14 protein-coding genes, 3 pseudogenes and 1 other annotated feature are annotated in these 19692 nt (G+C 38.1%); of the genes and pseudogenes, 1 reads left to right on the forward strand and 16 read right to left on the reverse strand.

What is annotated here, in order from left to right:
- Positions 1-255, forward strand: a 255-nt coding sequence (locus ACFXN8_RS18410) for a hypothetical protein (protein WP_386847127.1), incomplete at its 5' end; no start/stop codon positions are given.
- 67 nt (positions 256-322) lie between these two features.
- Here the strand turns inward: ACFXN8_RS18410 and ACFXN8_RS18415 are convergent.
- The 16 genes and pseudogenes from ACFXN8_RS18415 to ACFXN8_RS18490 form a co-directional block, all read right to left on the reverse strand.
- Positions 323-469, reverse strand: a pseudogene (locus ACFXN8_RS18415) (JAB domain-containing protein); the annotation flags it as partial.
- Between the two features lie 206 nt (positions 470-675).
- Positions 676-1134, reverse strand: coding sequence for a hypothetical protein (locus ACFXN8_RS18420; RefSeq protein WP_483869462.1), 459 nt, complete (start codon positions 1132-1134; stop codon positions 676-678).
- A gap of 987 nt (positions 1135-2121) precedes the next feature.
- A pseudogene (locus ACFXN8_RS18425) lies at positions 2122-3935 on the reverse strand (reverse transcriptase domain-containing protein).
- Positions 3936-4491: 556 nt separating this feature from the next.
- Positions 4492-4965: pseudogene (gene radC, locus ACFXN8_RS18430) on the reverse strand (RadC family protein); the annotation flags it as partial.
- Positions 4966-4998: 33 nt separating this feature from the next.
- Complete coding sequence (locus ACFXN8_RS18435) at positions 4999-5592, reverse strand: Maf family protein (RefSeq protein ID WP_386847129.1); 594 nt, start codon at positions 5590-5592, stop codon at positions 4999-5001.
- 99 nt (positions 5593-5691) lie between these two features.
- Positions 5692-6336, reverse strand: a complete 645-nt coding sequence (locus ACFXN8_RS18440; RefSeq protein WP_386847131.1) for a hypothetical protein — start codon at positions 6334-6336, stop codon at positions 5692-5694.
- 577 nt (positions 6337-6913) lie between these two features.
- On the reverse strand, positions 6914-8167 hold the full coding sequence (locus ACFXN8_RS18445; RefSeq protein WP_386847133.1) for a bifunctional folylpolyglutamate synthase/dihydrofolate synthase: 1254 nt from the start codon (positions 8165-8167) through the stop codon (positions 6914-6916).
- Positions 8164-9456 carry a bifunctional folylpolyglutamate synthase/dihydrofolate synthase gene (locus tag ACFXN8_RS18450; protein WP_376074716.1) on the reverse strand — a complete coding sequence of 431 codons (1293 nt, stop codon included), beginning with the start codon at positions 9454-9456 and terminating at the stop codon, positions 8164-8166. Before ACFXN8_RS18450 ends, ACFXN8_RS18445 begins: the two co-directional genes overlap by 4 nt.
- A 257-nt stretch (positions 9457-9713) precedes the next feature.
- Positions 9714-12359 carry a valine--tRNA ligase gene (locus tag ACFXN8_RS18455; RefSeq protein WP_386847136.1) on the reverse strand — a complete coding sequence of 882 codons (2646 nt, stop codon included), beginning with the start codon at positions 12357-12359 and terminating at the stop codon, positions 9714-9716.
- A gap of 127 nt (positions 12360-12486) precedes the next feature.
- Positions 12487-12772: a binding site (T-box leader), on the reverse strand.
- 269 nt (positions 12773-13041) lie between these two features.
- Positions 13042-13848 carry a valyl-tRNA synthetase gene (locus ACFXN8_RS18460; protein WP_376074713.1) on the reverse strand — a complete coding sequence of 269 codons (807 nt, stop codon included), beginning with the start codon at positions 13846-13848 and terminating at the stop codon, positions 13042-13044.
- Between the two features lie 293 nt (positions 13849-14141).
- On the reverse strand, positions 14142-14588 hold the full coding sequence (locus ACFXN8_RS18465; RefSeq protein ID WP_376074712.1) for an SRPBCC family protein: 447 nt from the start codon (positions 14586-14588) through the stop codon (positions 14142-14144).
- A gap of 231 nt (positions 14589-14819) precedes the next feature.
- Positions 14820-16112, reverse strand: a complete 1293-nt coding sequence (gene hemL, locus ACFXN8_RS18470) for a glutamate-1-semialdehyde 2,1-aminomutase (RefSeq protein ID WP_386847139.1) — start codon at positions 16110-16112, stop codon at positions 14820-14822.
- Complete coding sequence (hemB, locus tag ACFXN8_RS18475) at positions 16113-17093, reverse strand: porphobilinogen synthase (protein ID WP_376074710.1); 981 nt, start codon at positions 17091-17093, stop codon at positions 16113-16115.
- Complete coding sequence (locus ACFXN8_RS18480; protein WP_376074709.1) at positions 17090-17851, reverse strand: uroporphyrinogen-III synthase; 762 nt, start codon at positions 17849-17851, stop codon at positions 17090-17092. Before ACFXN8_RS18480 ends, hemB begins: the two co-directional genes overlap by 4 nt.
- Positions 17841-18773 (reverse strand): hydroxymethylbilane synthase, encoded by a 933-nt coding sequence (hemC, locus tag ACFXN8_RS18485; protein WP_376074708.1) that lies wholly within the window; start codon positions 18771-18773, stop codon positions 17841-17843. Before hemC ends, ACFXN8_RS18480 begins: the two co-directional genes overlap by 11 nt.
- Positions 18774-18791: 18 nt before the next feature.
- Entirely contained in the window at positions 18792-19619 is an 828-nt protein-coding gene (locus ACFXN8_RS18490) for a cytochrome C assembly family protein (protein ID WP_370041722.1), read from the reverse strand.
- Positions 19620-19692: the final 73 nt, after the last annotated feature.

The raw sequence follows: 19692 nt of genomic DNA on the forward strand, positions 1-19692 counted from the left end.
GGTCTCGGGCCAACAGATGTTTTTTGCGCGAAAGCGAAGCGGCAGCAAAAGGGTTTCATTCTGTGCGAAAGCGTAGTGCAACGAAGCGACAGCAACAGCACCGATGTTGGTCACGAAAGCGTTATCACAGGACGTGATGCTTTTAGCCTTCGTTCCTCTATTGCTAATCCCCAAGGAGTCGCCCAGTCTCCACTCCAATCAACCTATCTACATTATAGACGTTTTAACAAAATCATCCACAACAACTTTTGGTGATGAACCTGATACTTCAACAAAACCCAAAGATTTCCATCGAAAAAACTCTGCAAAATATATTGCAGAGTTAAAAGTATCCTTTTTCTTTCAAACTAATAAACTGATGATCACCGATGATGAGATGGTCTATTAAATCAATGCCAATAATATAACCAGCCTCTATAATCCTTCTCGTCACTTCAATATCCTCATCACTGGGTGTTGGTACGCCACTAGATAGCAATAGGTAAGGCTTTGAAGTAATCTCTACCTTTTCCCCTGCTCCACACCGTGCATGCAACTTTCATCGCACACGGCATTCCATCGTTTGCCTACTATTTCATTTACCTCAATCTACTAAATCTAATTTGCATCCCTATTTTATTGCTTCATTCCCAATTAACAACCTTAGTTTGTTTACTTTCTCAATTTGTTCCTTATTTAATTTGAGAAATTCAAGATATGTTTGGATAGTTTCTGTATTAGTGGTCGCCCCGCACATGCGGCTATCGCATTTTCTGCTGATTTTGTCGGTCTAAATCCAAAACTATATTTATAGAATTTAGCTTCACATATAGGTTCTAACACTTGCAAAATACATTGTTGTGCAATTCTATCCCACATTGATGGAATACCTAATGGTCTAGTTTTCCCATTAGGTTTTGGAATTTCCACACATCTTACTTTTCGAGGATTATAATGTGTAAATCTTTTCTTTACCATTTTAATGAACTCATGCATATCCAGCTTTTCAATATCGTTTATTGTTACTCCATCTACTCCAGCCGTGGCACTTCCGTTGTTTCGTTTAATATTTCGATAGGCTAGTAGGATGTTATTGTCTGAAGTAATGATAGCCATAAGGTTATTAAATTTTTTGGTTATCCTTACTTTTTGCATAAAGTTCATCAAAGGTTTCAGTCATACCATAGTACTCTGCATGTCGTAACCTTGTGTTTTTCAGTCTAGGGATTTTCTTAAAGTTTTCGCTCAAGGTCTATCACGCTCCAATCATGGCTCGTGACCTTTTTTAGTCTTACGAGAATCCTTGAAATGATTGAGTTGAAATAGTTTAGACGAAACGACTTGAGGCTATTGTTCCATTTCCATTACAGAAACTTCATTACTCCTGCCTCTACTCGCACTATCATAAAAGGAAGTTATAGATACATTCCTTTCCTTCCTAACACTTCATCGAGTGTGTACTCTTCATGTTGATAGCTTTCCACGTTCCCTTAACCCTATCAATACTTAACTTAGGTGCTAGCTCTTGCCTGGCGTCCTCTCCATCGCCTGTAACGATGCATGGAGCTTTCGAAACCACCATACTTACTCGCCCACGGAAACGCACTTGAATTTTCATCAAGTCTACTCATTTCTAAATAGTCACACTTACAGACATTTCGTTCGCTAGTTCGTCAGTGTTTTACCACATTCTCACCATATTAAGTTTTAACGACTCCCGACCTATCCGTTACACCAACTACCTCTAGTTAGCTTTCGGTTACCAATTAGATTGGCACTACGGTAACATTCAGCCGACTTCACCGAGCTTCACACCTTATTCTTATACACATTCGAATAACGCATGTCGGAGTATTAGAGTAGGCGTTTCAAGGCGTTACCCTATCATTCCACCTATCGAGTGAAGAGTTCACGACTCTCTTACTTGTCAACTTGACGTTCGGACATCATGCGCAACCTTTTCAGTTACGAACGTGTCGCACGATGATTATGCGCACAAATAATAGAGGCCGCAGATCTTTTTACAGCCTCGCGAAAGTAGGGTGAGAACCCAGCGCCTTGATATATTTCTATATTAGGTTTCCAAGAACTCCCCTCCAAACCGTACGTACTCCTCTCAGAGTATACGGCTTTCCATTTACTTTAATCTAACTTGCCATTATGCAAATCGTGATGGCACGATATACATAATGCCATTGTTTTTCGTCTACGGGCTATCATTTTCTGTTCCCATTTTTTCTTACCTTGTAAATTCTTCAATTTATGAATATGATGCATTTCAAGAGATACACCTGATACACCACACCACTCACATTTTTCGGCAAGTAATCGGTCAATCAGACTTGTTCGCCCTGTATAAATTAGTGTATATTTTCAACTATATCAACTGTTGGCTGTTTAATCGCATCGTTCTTTTCCATTCGTTGCTCTGTAAAGTAAGCAATTTTCGGACCTTCTTTTGTTTCATATCGAATGCCAAATTCCCCATTAATCTTATATTTAGTGATAATTTTGCTAACAGTACTCCTATATTTATTCGCATACGTTTTAATCATGCTGTATTTCATCGTTTGACGGAAAGACTGTAAAACATGTACATTACTTGCTAGGCGATAGTAATTGTAATAGCCTTCTATTTCTGCATTGTACGTACGAATAATTTCAAGGTCGTCATTATGCACTAAATACGGGCGATGAATAGGTTTCCAACCATTATTCGTTCCTATTATTAACGCGTTTAATTGTAAGAGCTTTTGAATATATTTTTCATGTGGAACGAAAAGCTTTGTTTGATAATTGAATTTACGCTTTTTAGTTCCGTTTGGCATTTTCATTCGTTGCCAATCTCTTACGACACGAATATCATACCCAAGAAAACGGGCATTCTTCTTGCTATGAGTAATCAATGTTTTCTCAGCACTTAATTCTAGCCTTAACCGTTCTTTTAAGAACATTGCCAAGTCTTGTTTAATTTGTTCAGCTTCCTTTTTACTACCGATGACGCCAAGTATAAAATCATCTGCATAACGAACATATTTTAGACGTCGGTAATTTGGGTCGAAAAGGTCTTTACTATCATGGCTTTGCAGTTCTTTATAAAGGAATTTTAATTCCTTTAAGCGTTCTTTCTTTTCCACTTCGGATAAGGTCGCCCAATCATGTTTATTCTTACTTTTGCGATGATTAATCTTTGAAGCAAGATTATGATATGTTAAATTGTGTATTCGTTTGTCACCTTTGTTATAGCTTTCAATATATTGCTCCACATAATTATCGAGTTCATTTAAATAAATATTCGATAACAAGGGGCTGATGATTCCTCCCTGTGGTGCACCACTATAAGTTTTATGAAACTCCCAATCTCCTACATAACCTGCTCGTAAAAATTTCCAGATTAAGTTGATGAATTTTTCATCATGAATCCGTCTTCTTAAAATGCTAATTAACACATGATGGTCTATATTATCGAAGAACCCTTTAATATCACCCTCAATAAACCATCTAGTTCCCGTAAAAGTATTACGGATTTCTTTTAATGCTGTATGACAGCTAAGATTTGGTCTAAATCCATGAGAGTGTACCGAAAACTGTGGCTCATTAATGCTTTCAAGTAATCGCCGAACAACTTCTTGGACTAGTTTATCCTCGAAAGTAGGGATGCCAAGTGGTCTTGTTTTCCCGTTCTTCTTTGGGATGCACGTCCGTCGTGCTGGATTTGGTTGATACGCTTGATTTTTTAATTTCTCAATGAGCTTTTCTATACGCTTTATGCTCATGCCATCAATTGTATCTTCATTGATTCCTTTTGTATTACTGCCCTTGTTTTTATACAGTTTTACGTAAGCTTCAAAATAGAATTCTTTGTTGTACAAGTTACGATATAGTCGTTCAAATACATAGCTTTCATCTCTTGCTTTGGCAGTTAGACGATTTAATACTACTTTTGGAATTCTCATAGAGCCTCCGCTCCTTCCCAATTTGGTATTAACAGGGTAAACTGCTCCCCTTCGCCATGTACTAGGCTTTCCCTAGCTCGGACTACTACGAGAGCTCCGTTACCATATCAGATATTCAGTGTCTAAACACATAGCCCATAGGCATCCTGACTTAGGTAATCCCCATTTAGATTTATAAAGACTTATCGCATGTATAATGTCGGATATGACGTTTGCTCGTTACTTTTATATGAAAGTTGGGTGAAATGGTATCACATCATCATTCTCGAAATCTTTAAGAACAATGCACATTTCAAATAGCGTAAATCATGACCTCCCGCTAAAGGTCCGAGTAGTCCCCCTTGAGCTATCATTCAAGCAGTTTAGCCTTTATCCTTATTTATACAATTCATCTCGCCATTCAGTCGTACTTTGGTCATTAAGTAACTTCTGGCTTTTCCAACATGCTACACTCCCTGATTAGTTTCCCTTTCAGATAAGTTGGCTAATGATAGGGTACAGATAGTGATATTTCCCTACTGCTGTGCGAAAGCAGATTCCTTATAAACCCTTATGGGCGCACAATCTCCCTTGGATGGACGATCGAAGCATTTAGACTGCCTATAAAAATCGTCTGTCTATGAATAATTTGATTTTTTACATTTAGAAAAAGAACGACGAAATGCTCCTGGTTCAGTGAGGTCATATCAGGCATTAAATAGGCAGCGGCATCTTGAGGTGAACGAATCGTATATTTTTCATCGCTATGTTTCTGTGCGAGACGTCTACCGAGTTCAATTGCCGCTAATAATTGAATGGCTTTAACCTCACCAATCCCTCTAATAGCAACCATTTCTTCTATTGTTGCATGTTTCAAATGATGTAAACGCTCAAAAACACTTAGTACGCGATTGGCAAGTACAAGAACAGACTCTTCTTTAGTGCCTGTCCTTAGTAAAATAGCCAGTAGTTCCTGATTCGATAAACTCATAGCTCCTTGTCTACGCAGTCTTTCACGGGGGCGATCTTCTATATGAATATCTCGTATCATCGTCCTTGGTAAAACATCATTCGTCAAAAAGTCTCACTCCTTTGCAAATTGGATAATATTGAGTGCTACCAATTGCGTAAACAACGCTGCAAGTGGTAAGCCGACAACATTGTTATAATCTCCTTCAATGCGTTTCACTAGAAGGGTTCCAGCAGTTTGAATGCCATAACCGCCTGCTTTATCAAATGGATCTCCCGAATCTACGTATGCTTCGATGAGCTCCTGCGATAAATGATGAAAGACAACATTTGTCTCTTCAACAAATGTAGTTTCATTACCGTTAGGCTCAATAATGGCAACGGCTGTCATGACCGCATGACGCTTACCTGATAAGCGCAATAAGTGAGAAATTGCCTCCTCACGATTTTTTGGTTTATGGAGTAGCTCGTCATCATAAACAACAATCGTATCCGCTCCAATAATCGTTGCATTTGGAGCTTTTTTTGCCACATCACGTGTTTTCAATAGAGCTACACCTTTTACATAATCTTGCATTGTAGTTGCCTGGACGCTTGTCTCTTCTACTTCACTAGTTATTATGTCGAATGGAAGGGATAGCATAGCAAGTAATTCCTTTCGACGTGGTGAAGCAGAAGCAAGCACTAGCTTTTGAGTTGTTTTAAACATTATCTGACCATTCCTCCTCATTAGTTATCATAACGGAGAATTTGGGATTTGAAAATTTTCTAAAAATCAAGATAATGCTTATTTCACTATCTTTTATGCTTAAAATTTCACTTGAAGACAAGCATTTTTCGATTTATAATGGGCCAAAACTTGCAAGCGAATGATGCTGATATCAGTTGATATAGACGAGGCCGCCGCTCCAATAGATTGCCAATCAGCAGGTAGCGTAGAATCTTTGGAATTATCCTTAAAATTTAATTTTGTTGCATTTTTGTCAGCTAGCACAGATGGAAGCTCTGCAATCGTCGCCTCCTTACAACTGTCACCACTCAAAGTGAATGCTTTTTTAAATGTTGGAGGATCTTTTAAAAAGACAAGTTTACTTTCATCTGTTACCACACTTGTCCAAATGTGAAATTTTCCATCAACCTCGACAATGGCACTTTCTTTTAATGAAGGATGTTCAGATACAAATGCGCTTGCACTTTCATAATTTGAATAGACCCCTGCTTGACTTGCAAAAAACATGGGTCCATTCGTTGCTCCTCCCGCTGTCGGAACTGTTTCTCCGTTCGTATTATTATTACTTTTATTGGCTACCTCATTACTATCATTTTTTAAAGAAAATTGAGTGCTTGCTTGAAGAATACCTAAAAAAATGCCTACACCAAAAAGTCCAACTATTCCCCCAATAACCATCGCTCGAAATACTTGTTTTCTCATTACTTGACTGACAATTTTCATTCGACCATCACCTCTTTCTTTAACCTATCAAAGTAAATTTAGAAAAGACCAATTTGATATATAAGTATATGTATAAAAGGATGTGTAAATGCGAATTTACTACATTTTGATTGAATAGTTATTTGCGAAGTTTTGCTGCAAAATTAACTATTTTTGCAATGAAAGTTTTACTATAAACAAAAAAGATCAAGCGTGTTTATTAACCATTTTTATCCACTCTAATTAGAAGGCTCTGATTTCCGCTACGGGCTACTCGCTTTGTAGCTGCCGCTTTGCTTTCGCTACAGAAAACATTGTCGCTGACGCTTCGCTTTCGCGCAGAGCAAGGCTTCCTGCGGGCGAGCGTCGAGTAGCCCTCGCTACAATCAGTTAAAATGGGCATACATTAGCACAATATCAACAAAAAAATCCTTTTATCCGCCAATAAAAACCTATATTTCCCTAATCAACACGCCTGAAAAAAGATCAAAGAGCAATTTTACTCAAATAGTCCATCGTATAAATTATTTTTCACACTAAATAAAAAAAATCAGGACTCATTTTTAAGAGTACCTGATCTTGTTCGTTCAACTAAATGCTAATTATTTTTTAATCTACTACGTACTTCCGTTAATAAATACAACGAACCCGATACAATAGTCCTCGATTTGTTTGCTGACTGTCGTTTTAAAAATTGCACATAATCTTCTAAAACCGCTTTATGAGAGGCGTTGGACAGCTCAAGCATGTTGTGAGCAGCCATCGCACGGGGGTTATCAAAATCAACAAAGTAAAAACAATCACTTACTTGCTCAAATTGTTGCAAAATCTCTTTTACAGCCTTATCTGCAAGAATTCCAATTACAAAAGTAATCTTCTCATCTGGGTACTCATGCTTAATCGTTTCTATTAACTTCTCAGCACTCGCTGGATTATGCGCACCGTCTAAAACAATATAAGGCATAATTTCTTCAAAACGTCCTAAAATGGTTGCGTTTTTTACAGCTTTTTGAATAGCTTCTTTACTAATTTGTAACGCTAGTGCGGTCGCCACTTCGAAAAAAGCTGTAGTAGCAAGTGCCATATTATTCGCCTGATGTGCTCCCTTTATAGTGCGTGTAAGCTTTGTAACACGGAGGCCAGTGTCATTATACACATATCTCTCTCCATCTTTCTCTTGTTCCACATAAAATTGATGATTTAGCTCAAGAACGGATGCATGTTTTTTGTTGGCTTCCTGGTAGACTATATTCTTTGCTTCTAACGGTAGATCGCCAATAATAACTGGATGATATGGCTTAATAATCCCTGCTTTATGGTAGGTGATACTTTCTATCGTATCTCCTAAAAAATTCGTATGCTCTAATGCGATACTAGGTATGATAGAGACAATTGGTGTGACCACATTCGTACTATCAAGTAAGCCCCCCATACCAGCTTCAATAAGGGCAATATCTACATTACTAGAAACAAAATGTAAAAATGTTGCAACTGTTAAAAGTTCAAAATCTGTTAGTTTCCCACTAAGTCCGGCTGCCTGCATTTGTTGGAATACATGATTCATTTCAGCTTCTGTAATAGCTTGACCTTCTACTTGAATTTGGTCATGCACGTCCAAAATACAAGGAGACATAAATTTACCAACACGTAAGCCATGTTCCTTGGCGATTGATTCTAGAAATGTAAGTGTCGAGCCTTTACCGTTAGTCCCTGCTAAATGCACAACTTGCAATTTGTTTTCTGGATTACCTACTAGTGCCAATGCTTCTTCAATCGCAGTTAGACCAGGTTTAATAACATCATCACTCTGAACATTCCATTTTTCCTTGTAGCTATTCAATTTAGGGATCATCGTTGTTCCCCCTGTAGCCATTGTCGAATTTCAGCTATAAAATACAAAGAGCCTGTAATGACGATAACATCCTCATTATTTCTTTGATGTAGCATCGTTTGAACCATTTCACACCAATGCGCATTATATATTTTGTTCGTATTTGTAGATAATGCAGCTAATTGATCAGCAGGCATAGCATTAGGGAGCTCAATTTGTGTAAATGCAATTGATGTAGCAATACTATCCATTAAAGCAATACTTTTCGCATGATCTTTATCCGATAGTGCTGCATATATAAATCGATAGTTTTGGTGTGGATAAACCGTTTTAAGTGTTTGAATTAGTGCAGTAGTACCTTCAGAATTATGTGCCCCATCTAATATAATATTGCCAGGTAATTGCTCAAAACGGCCTGCCCACTGAGCTTTTTCCAAAGCTTGACGGATTGATGTATCCGAAATATCAATGGCCCCATTCTCTCTTAACGTTAGGATCGCCGTAATCGCAAGGCTTGCATTATTTATTTGATGCGCGCCAGCCATTTTTAATGGGATAGCTTCCATCTCCACATTTGCTTTACGGTAATTAAAATGTTGCATATCAGTACCTTGTTCAATATTTTCAACCGTAAAATCCTTCCCTAAAACAAGGCATGGAGCATGACGCTCATTTGCTACCTCACTGATAACCGAAAGTGCCTCCTCACTTTTAACACCCACTATAACAGGTACACTTTCTTTAATAATTCCCGCTTTCTCAAACGCTACTTTTGCTAATGTATCTCCTAAAAACGCAGTATGTTCTAATGAAATTGTTGTAATAATTGAAATTAGAGGCGTAACGACATTCGTAGCATCTAAACGCCCACCAAGACCCGTTTCAATTAGCGCAAAATCCACTTCTTCATCCGCAAAATATTGGTACATAATAAGTGTTACAACTTCAAAAAAGCTCGGAAAGTCACCTTCATAGTGTGTCTCAATAATATCAGCAACTTTGTTCATATAGTGTAAAAATTGTGCTTCAGAAATTTGAATCCCATTAATAGTCATACGTTCATTAACACGCTCTAAATGAGGTGAAGTAAAGGCGCCTACTTTGTAACCAGTAAGTTGTAACATTTCTCTTAGCGCATTCACTGTTGACCCCTTTCCATTTGAGCCTGCTAAATGGATAACACGTAGCCTGTCCTGTGGGTTATTAAGAAATGCTAATACCTCTCGCATCAATACGAGCGGTGCACGTTTATGATCAACTGCCTTTAACGTAAAAATAAAATCTGTACATTCTTTCATCGTTTTAAACAAAAGAAACACTCCCTCTTACTACAATATCTCTATTTTAGTACAAGTAGCGCCCAATACACATACTTTTCGTAAAAAACTCTTGTTTACTTACACTTATATGAAAGCTAAAAAAACACTTTAGAAAGTGCGAATCCGTGTGTTTTAAGTTTAATTTCATCCGCCAGAGGTTTTAGTCTTACCACCTTCAGAGGTGAGGGTCTTCTACTGAATGAAGATAAAAAAACAGCGGATGACTATTGCCATCCGCTGTCTCCATCTTACATATTTTTCAGTTCTTCTAAACGTTTTAATACAACCGCATGTTTACTTTCATAATCTGCTAATTTTTCACGTTCCGCATTAACTAATGCTTCCGGCGCTTTAGATACGAATTTTTCATTCGATAACTTACCAGTTACAAGTTTCACTTCTTTTGCCCATTTTTCTAATTCTTTTTCAAGACGAGCAATTTCTTCTTCTAGATTAATTAGTCCAACAAGCGGTAGGAATAGCTCAGCTCCAGTAACTACTGCTGTCATTGACTGACCAGGAGCTTCTAAACTTTCTCCAATTGTTAGCGTTTCTGGATTACAGAATTTTTCTAAATATGCTTTATTGGCTTCAAGTACTGTAACCGTTGCAGCATCCTTCGCTGAAATATATAGTGGTACTTTTTTGCTCATAGGTGTATTTACTTCCGCACGAATATTACGTACTGAACGTATAATATCCATTAGGAGCTTCATATTGTCCGCTTCTTCTGCAAAATGAAGATCCGTACGTACAGTTGGCCATGCTGCCACTGTTATTGATTCGCCTTCATGAGGTAAGTGCTGCCAGATTTCTTCTGTAATGAATGGCATGAATGGATGTAATAGACGCATAGTTTGATCTAAAACGTAAGCTAAAATAGAACGAGTCGTTTTCTTAGCTGCTTCGTCATCACCATATAACGGTAATTTAGCCATTTCAATATACCAAGAACAGAAATCATCCCAAATGAAGTTATACAGCTCACGACCAACTTCACCAAACTCATAACGTTCTGCAAGAGATGTTACACGTTCAATTGTTTCATTTAAGCGAGTAAGAATCCATTTATCGGCAACTGATTTTTCACCAGTTAAGTTGATTTCATCATATGTCATACCTTCCATGTTCATTAAAGCAAAACGAGAGGCATTCCAAATCTTATTTGCAAAGTTCCATACTGATTCTACTTTTTCAGTTGTATAGCGTAAATCTTGACCAGGAGAAGAACCAGTAGCTAAGAAGTAACGTAATGAATCGGCACCATACTGATCAATAACATCCATAGGATCTACACCATTGCCAAGTGATTTACTCATCTTGCGTCCTTCACCATCACGTACTAAACCGTGAATTAATACATCTTTGAATGGGCGCTGACCTGTAAATTCAAGACCTTGGAAGATCATTCGAGAAACCCAGAAGAAAATAATATCATAACCAGTTACAAGTGTGCTTGTTGGATAGTAACGTTTATATTCTTCATTTGTCTCATCTGGCCAACCCATTGTAGAAAATGGCCATAGTGCTGACGAGAACCATGTATCTAATACGTCTTCATCTTGCGTCCAATTTTCTGCATCTGCTGGTGCTTCTTTTCCTACGTAAATTTCACCTGTTTCATTGTGATACCAAGCAGGAATTTGATGACCCCACCATAATTGACGAGAGATACACCAGTCGCGAATGTTTTCCATCCAGCGAGAATATGTGTTTTCAAAACGAGATGGTACGAAGTTTACTTGCCCTTCTTCATCTTTTTGAAGAGTAAGTGAAGCATCAGCAAGTGGTTGCATATTTACGAACCATTGTGCAGAAAGATATGGCTCTACAACAGCACCCGAACGTTCGGAGTGACCTACTGAATGTGTATGCTCTTCAATACGGATAAGCACGCCTGCTTCTTGTAAATCAGCTACGATTTGCTTACGGCATTCAAAGCGATCCATACCGTTATACTTGCCAGCAAGTTCGTTCATTGTACCATCTTCATTCATGACAAGAATGCGTTCTAGGTTGTGGCGGTTACCAACCTCAAAGTCGTTAGGATCGTGTGCTGGTGTCATTTTTACAACCCCAGTACCAAATTCCATCTCTACGTAGTCATCTGCTACGATAGGAATTTCACGGCCTACGATTGGTAAAATAACTGTTTTACCGATTAAGTGTTGATAGCGCTCATCTTTCGGGTGAACGGCTACCCCAGAGTCTCCTAGCATTGTTTCAGGACGTGTAGTCGCAACTTCCACATATCCTGAGCCATCAGCTAATGGGTACTTCATATGATAGAATGCACCTTGAACATCTTGATAAATAACTTCAATATCTGATAATGCAGTTTTTGCAGCAGGGTCCCAGTTAATAATGCGTTCGCCACGATAGATTAAGCCTTTTTCATATAATTGAACGAAAACAGTTTTAACTGCATCAGAAAGACCTTCATCAAGTGTGAAACGCTCACGAGAATAATCTAATCCAAGACCAAGCTTCGCCCATTGATCACGAATATGCCCAGCATACTCTTCTTTCCATTCCCATGTTTTTTCGAGGAATTTTTCACGACCTAAATCATAACGTGTAATATTATCTTCTCGTAGTTTGGCTTCTACTTTTGCTTGTGTCGCAATACCTGCATGGTCCATACCTGGTAACCAAAGTGCATCATAACCTTGCATGCGCTTCATACGAATTAAAATATCTTGTAATGTTGTATCCCAAGCATGGCCAAGATGTAGTCTACCTGTTACATTCGGTGGTGGAATAACAATAGAATAAGGCTCCTTTTCACTTGTAGGCTGCGCCTCAAAAAATTTCCCTTGTAACCACCATTCATAACGACCTGCTTCAATGGACTGTGGATCATATTTTGTAGGCATTGAAATGTTTTCTGTCATTTTGACTCCTCCTGTTGACTTATTAATTTTACCGGTGTGAGATAGTACCAATCATTCTGTTTTTATGTCTCATGCTGAGGCACATTTACCAGAAGATTTAAAGAAAATAAAAAAAACTCCTAACGTCTAAAAGGACGAAGGAGTTTAAATTCGCGGTACCACCTTTAATTCCAGCAGAGGCGAGTTAAGCGGTCACTATACACATTTCATCAAGAAATAGAATATACTACTTGCTTAAGCCTTTTACTACTGGCTCTCAATTCGGTAACGGTGTTTAACCGGCTTTAACTACTGTTAGTTCACTAAAGCTGCTCGAGGGCTACATTCAATTAGGTACATATAGAAACTTTTCAGCTACCGTTTCCTCTCTTAAAATGCACTACTAATTTACTCTTCCCTGTCATAGCATCTATATTCGACTTTTTCACATTGTACCGCAGAATCGTGCAATTTTTCAAGTGATTTAGTCATTTTTTAGGAAGCACTACTAGAAAAGGAAGTGAAAATTCAAATGCGACGACGTAAGTATAATCCTTGGCTTTTACCACCATGGCTACGACAATTTCGTTTTTATTGCAAAACGATAATTGTACCAATTTGTGTTTTTCAGTTTATACGTGTCATCATCATTCCAACATCTGGAGATTTCATCATCTTATTGCTCCTGTTACTTCTATGCTATTTACTTTTGAATGAAGTCATTTGAAACACGAACCTTTAGCGGTGTATAGTCTTCGGTTAAATCCCAGATCATCGATGGAACTTCATGCCAGGAGCTAGATTCACGGACTACAATATGACTTGAGGATTCCCTCAACATTGTTTTTTGCTCAACTGGTGCAGGCTTTTCTTTTTTGTCTGAAGCTACTATTGCTTCAGACTTTTCCTTTTGAGCTGCAAATGTAACAATCTTTGATTTTTCCTCTTGTGTCGAAGCTACTACTGCTGTAGACTTCTCTTCTTGTACCGAAGCCGTTACAGCTACAGTTTTTTCTTCTTGATTCGAAGCTACTACAGTTGCAGGTTGTTTTACCTGTGCCGTTTCTTTTGCAAGGTCCACCTCTATTTGAGCTGAGGCATTAGCAGTTTCTAAAACGTGAGCTTTTTCTAATGCTAGCTCAGGCTCATTAAAAACACTTGTAACCGTCCATTCGAGCTGACACATCTGATTCGTCAAAATAGGTCGAATATCCTTTACCATTAAATCTTCAATAGCTGCATCCATTGGTAAATCTACATTTAAAGGAACTGCATACTCAAAATAACCAGTATCCCCTTGAATATCCAGGTTATCGATTTGTACTAATTCTTCATCATCCATGAAAGCTCGCATGTCTTGAAAATCAAAGCGAACATGTGCTGTGATATGATAAATACCCATTAATCGTAGAGAATCTTCTAGCTGCGTTGTCTGCCACCGTGGCTTAATTTGTACAGCTGCTATTTCTGTTGGGCAGCCGTAACCAGGAAAACAAAAAGTTTCACTCATACTCCAAGTTTTGTGTTCGATAATAATCCCTCCTCTTGCATCATATGAAGCTTTGAAGGATAGTATGCTATAGGATGATTAATCAATTTCGACTTGGCATAATTGTATAGCTGACTCTTTGCGTTCGCGCAGATAAACAATGCGTTCGGATTTTGTATTGCACTCACGGGAAGCGGCTCATCGAAACGCCCCTAGGAAAGAGCCCAGCCGTAACAACCCAAATAATGAGCCTAAAAAAGGCATACTAGAAAACTTCTTCTAGCATGCCTTTTTACTGTTGGTTCAACAACTTATTATACATTCACCAATTTAATTTTATTTGCTACACGATCTGTTAACATTTGTGTTGCTTTTGGTACGATCGGCTTAAAGATTGGATTTAAAACAGGACCAGCTAATCCTCCTGCTATTACTTCCAAGAAGCCTGTCATTTTTGTATTTTCTGCATCAATACTCTCTGCTAGGAAATAACCGTTTCCTGAAAAGTTATCAGAAATTCCTTTTAATTCGAATGTTACTTTAGAAGGCGCTGCCCATTCTAAAATAGTAATCTCTACTTGTACTGTTTTTTTCAGTACACCAACATTACCTTTAAACGTCCAATTTGAATGTTTTTCATCAATCATTTCATGTGCATTATAACCTGGGACAAGCTTTGCCCATTTTTCCATATCACTGACGAAATCCCATACATTTTCAATTCCTACGGGTACTTCGACCATATGTGTGCCAGTTGCCATATCAATTCACTACTTTCTTTTATGAATAGCTATATTATATACGATTTCGCCCACGATTTGGCTATGCTGAAAGTTATAATTTTAATAAATTTTTTTCAAGCGGTAACGATTTTTCCATTCATTGATAATCCAATGAATTTTTTAACGGGCAAAAATAAAAAACATATTACTAAACAACAAAAAAATAGCATGCGAGAAAATACTCATAGCATGCTATTTTGTAACTACCTATTATCTTGCTAATTGTGCAAATACTTTATGGAAAGCATCAACTGTTTTTGCGATATGCTCTTCCGTATGTGCAGTAGAAATAAATAAACCTTCAAATTGAGATGGCGGTAAGAAAATACCTTCTTCTGCCATTAGACGGAAGTATTCAGCAAATAATTGTAAATCAGACGTTTTTGCTGAATCAAAATCAATAACATCTTCGTTCGTAAAGAAGAAACCTATCATTGAACCAGCACGATTTACAGTATGTGGAATATTGTATTTCGTTGCGGCTTCACGGAAACCAGCCTCTAATTGATCTCCTAGCTTTTTGAAGTATTCATAAGAATTATGATCAAGGCGAGTTAATGTTTCATAGCCAGCTGTCATCGCTAATGGATTCCCTGACAATGTCCCAGCTTGATAGATTGGACCAGCTGGTGCCACTTGCTCCATAATTTCCTTTTTCCCTGCAAATGCACCAACAGGAAGTCCACCGCCAATTACTTTTCCTAATGTTGTCATATCTGGTGTTACATCAAAATAACCTTGTGCACAGCCATAGTCAACACGGAAGCCTGTCATAACTTCATCATAAATCAACAATGATCCATGTTCCTTTGTTAATTCACTTAAGCCTTGTAGGAAGCCTGGTTGTGGAGGGACAACGCCCATATTTCCTGCAACTGGCTCAACAATCACTGCCGCAAGCTCTGAACCAAACTTTTCGAAAATTAGTTTTGCCCCTTCTAAGTCATTGTACGCTACTGTTAACGTATTACGCGCAATATCCGCTGGGACACCAGGACTGTCAGGTAAGCCTAATGTAGCTACCCCTGAGCCTGCTTTAATAAGTAAGGAATCTCCATGACCATGATAAGAACCCTCAAATTTCAAAATTTTATCGCGTCCTGTAACACCACGAGCTACGCGTAAAGCAGACATCGTAGCCTCTGTCCCAGAAGACACGAAGCGAATCATTTCCATACCAGGAAGACGATCTAATACTAATTTAGCTAATCGATTTTCTGTATAGCTCGGTGCTCCAAACGAAGAGCCTTTCGCTGCTGTTTCTGCAATTGCTTGTACAACTTCAGGATGTGTATGACCTAAAATAAGAGGTCCCCATGATAATACATAATCAATATATTCATTGCCATCAATGTCTTTAATAATAGCACCTTGACCAGATTCCATGAATATCGGATCCATATTTACGGATTTGAATGCACGTACTGGGCTACTAACGCCACCTGGCATTAAGTTAATTGCTTCAGCATAAGCTTGTTTTGATTTTTCGTAAGAACGCGTCATTTATTTCTCCTCCAACCAACGTGCAACATCTTTAGCATGATACGTAATGATTAAATCTGAGCCTGCACGTTTCATGCTAAGTAACGTTTCAAGCACTACTTTTTTCTCTTCAATCCAGCCATTAATAGCCGCTGCTTTAATCATTGCATATTCACCAGAAACGTTGTATGCAACAATCGGTAATGTAAAGTTATTTTTTACATCACGAATAATATCTAAATAACTTAGAGCTGGCTTAACGATTAAGAAATCTGCACCTTCTGCAATATCCGACTCCGCTTCACGGAATGCCTCCATACGATTCGATGGATCCATTTGGTATGATTTACGATCACCAAATTGAGGCGCGCCATCAGCTGCTTCTCGGAATGGACCATAGTAGCTAGATGCATATTTTACGGCATATGACATAATCGGAACATTTTCAAAGCCTGCTTCATCTAGACCTGCACGAATCGCTGCCACAAAACCATCCATCATATTGGAAGGAGCGATGATATCCGCACCGGCTTTTGCTTGTGATACTGCTGTACGTGCTAAAACTTCTAATGAAGGATCATTTAAAATTTGATCGCCTTCAATTAAGCCACAATGACCATGATCTGTAAATTCACATAAGCATGTATCTGCAATAACTAAAAGCTCTGGGTAGCGAGCTTTAATAAGTCGTGTTGCTTCTTGCACAATACCATGATCATGGAATGCACCAGTTCCGACTGCATCTTTTTCTGCAGGTAAGCCAAATAAAATAACCGCAGGAATACCTAAAGCAACAACTTCATCAATCTCAGCTTCAAGTTTATCTAATGAAAATTGAAAAACTCCCGGCATAGAAGATACTTCGTTTTTAATATTTTCGCCTTCCATAACGAAAATTGGATAAATTAAGTCCTCTTTGTGTAAGTATGTTTCTTTTACCATTGATCGTATAGCAGCGTTTGCACGCAAACGACGATGTCTCTGAAATTGTAATTTTGTCATTTTCTTTCTCCTACTTTCGTTATTTCCTCGATAACTGCTTGCATTGTATATACGCTCGGCATAACATCTACAATAGCACCGTGATTTAAAATAGCTGCTTCTGTAATATGACCGATTACTGCTACACGCACTGCCCTCCAACCAACTACCGAAGCTACATCCTTGGCGTAGGCATCAACCGCGGAAGGGCTAGCAAAAATCACTGTGACATCACTATTCGCACAGATACATTCAATCATTAATTGTATTTGATCATGTCGCTCAATCGTTTCATAAACTGTCCATTCCTTCAATTTAAAGGGTAGCCCTTCCTTTAATGTCTTTTTCGCTTTTTCTCCACGAATAAATAGACACGTAGGATTGCTACCTGCTACATTAGGAAATTCTTGAACAAATACATCTGCACTAAATATAGAAGGCATAAAGCTCACATGGAATCCTAGCTTTTCTAAAGCTGCAGTAGTTTTAGTACCAATAGAAGCAATTTTCCCTTGAAAATGCGCAGCACTTACATTAAAGCGTTGCATCTTGTTAGCAAAAGCTTCTACCGCATTTTGACTCGTAAAAATGAGCCATTCAAATTGATGTGCAAACTCTAACTGCACATCGTCGTTACTATCAATCAGCTCGCAAGTTTCAATCAATGGGGCAATTACTGCATGGCCACCTAAAGCTGTAATGTCATCTATTATTGTTGTCGTCTTAGATGTACCTGTCAAAATAATAGTTTTACCTTCTAAAGGTAAATTATTTTGCATCTTGCTCTGCCTTTACTCGTTGAATTAAATCAAAGGCTCCTTGCTTTGTTAAAATCTCAGCAAGCTCTTTCCCAACTGCTTCCGCATTAGTGCCCACAACCGTTTCCTTATAAACAACTGAAGCATCTGGTGCAGCAACAAGACCAGTTAATGTAATTTCTTCCCCGTTAGACTTTGCGTATCCTGCGATAGGTACTTGGCAGCCGCCATCCATAGCCGCTAGGAAAGCACGTTCTGCATGTGCTTCTTGCCATGTAATGCTATCTGTTAACTTGCCTAATTCCGTTAATAGTTCTGTATCGTCTCCACGGCATTCAATACCTAGAGAGCCCTGTGCTACTGCTGGTAGACAATCCTCAACAGGTAAAAACTCAGTAACTACATCATCGCTCCAGCCTAGGCGTTTTAGTCCAGCTGCCGCTAAAATAATAGCATCGTATTCATCAGTTTCAAGTTTAGCTAAGCGTGTATCTACATTTCCACGAATCCATTTAATTTCTATATCTGGACGGACTGTTAAAAGTTGAGCACTGCGACGAAGAGAACTTGTCCCAACTACAGCTCCTGCTGGAAGATCTGCAAATTTCACATGTCCTTTTGAAATAAATGCATCACGCGCATCTTCACGTGGTGGAATACAGCCAATGACTAATCCTTCAGGCAGTAATGCAGGCATATCCTTCATAGAATGAACAGCAAAATCAATTTCTTTGTCGTAAAGTGCTTGTTCAATTTCTTTTACGAAAAGCCCTTTACCACCAACCTTAGATAGCTGCACATCTAAAATTTGATCACCTTTCGTGACAATTTCTTTCACTTCAAATTCAAATGGAACACCAGCAGCTTTTAACTCATTGATAAACCAATTTGTTTGTGTTAAAGCTAGCTTACTTCTTCTAGAACCTACAATAATTTTTCTCAACAGTCTTCAACCTCTCTTCTAATACCATAAATGGAATCGTGATAAACTGCTTCCTAAAAAGAAGTTAACAACAACTAATAGGTAAGCGTATATATGTACCCACGCATAAGTTGTCCCTGTCAGTTTACCTTTACGATTCACATACAATATAAAGCAATACAAAATTAAAATAATAAAGGACCCAATAATCTTCGCATCAAAAATTGAAAAACTCTCTAGCGTTAGTAGTGCCCATTCAAACCCTAAAACTAAACTTACAGATAACACTGGAATACCAATGTAAAATGAAACATTCATCCAGTTACTCGTCTGCTGTAGTGATGGCAACCTTGTCCATAAATGTGACCATTTTTTCTTTTTCAGCAAACGATATAATACTAAATACAATATCGCAAAAACAAATGTTAAAGAAAACGCTGCGTAAGATAAAATGGCAAATGATATATGAATAAAAAGCAATTCCGAAATTAAAGTATCACTAACTACTCCTGTCGGCCGTTTCGGCATAAAAGTAAAGATACTAGCGAATAAAAATCCTAGTATATTAATAATAAATACCGGTAGATCAACTCGTGCAATACAGTGCAAAATAATAGACAATGTCACGAGCAGCCAGGAATAAAAGAGAATCCCTTCTGACAAGGATAAAATCGGAAAACGCTTCGTTTCCACAAAAGTTAATAAAATAATGGCACTTTGAATTATCCATACGAATGAAACAAGCCAAAAAGCAACTCGCCTTGCTCGTATTTGCTTATAAAAGTAATCAGTAAAGTAAAATACTAGACTGATCGCATACAAGACGATCATTACTTCATAGAGCCTTGTCATTGTCAAATCAGCCAATAGACATCCCTTCTTTATATTGAAAGTGCTAAAGTAGTGTACTTTAGCCTAGAAAAAAAAACGTTTTCGTATC

Source organism: Lysinibacillus sp. NPDC059133, from assembly GCF_042755925.1.
In the GTDB taxonomy this organism is placed as follows: Bacteria; Bacillota; Bacilli; order Bacillales_A; family Planococcaceae; genus Lysinibacillus.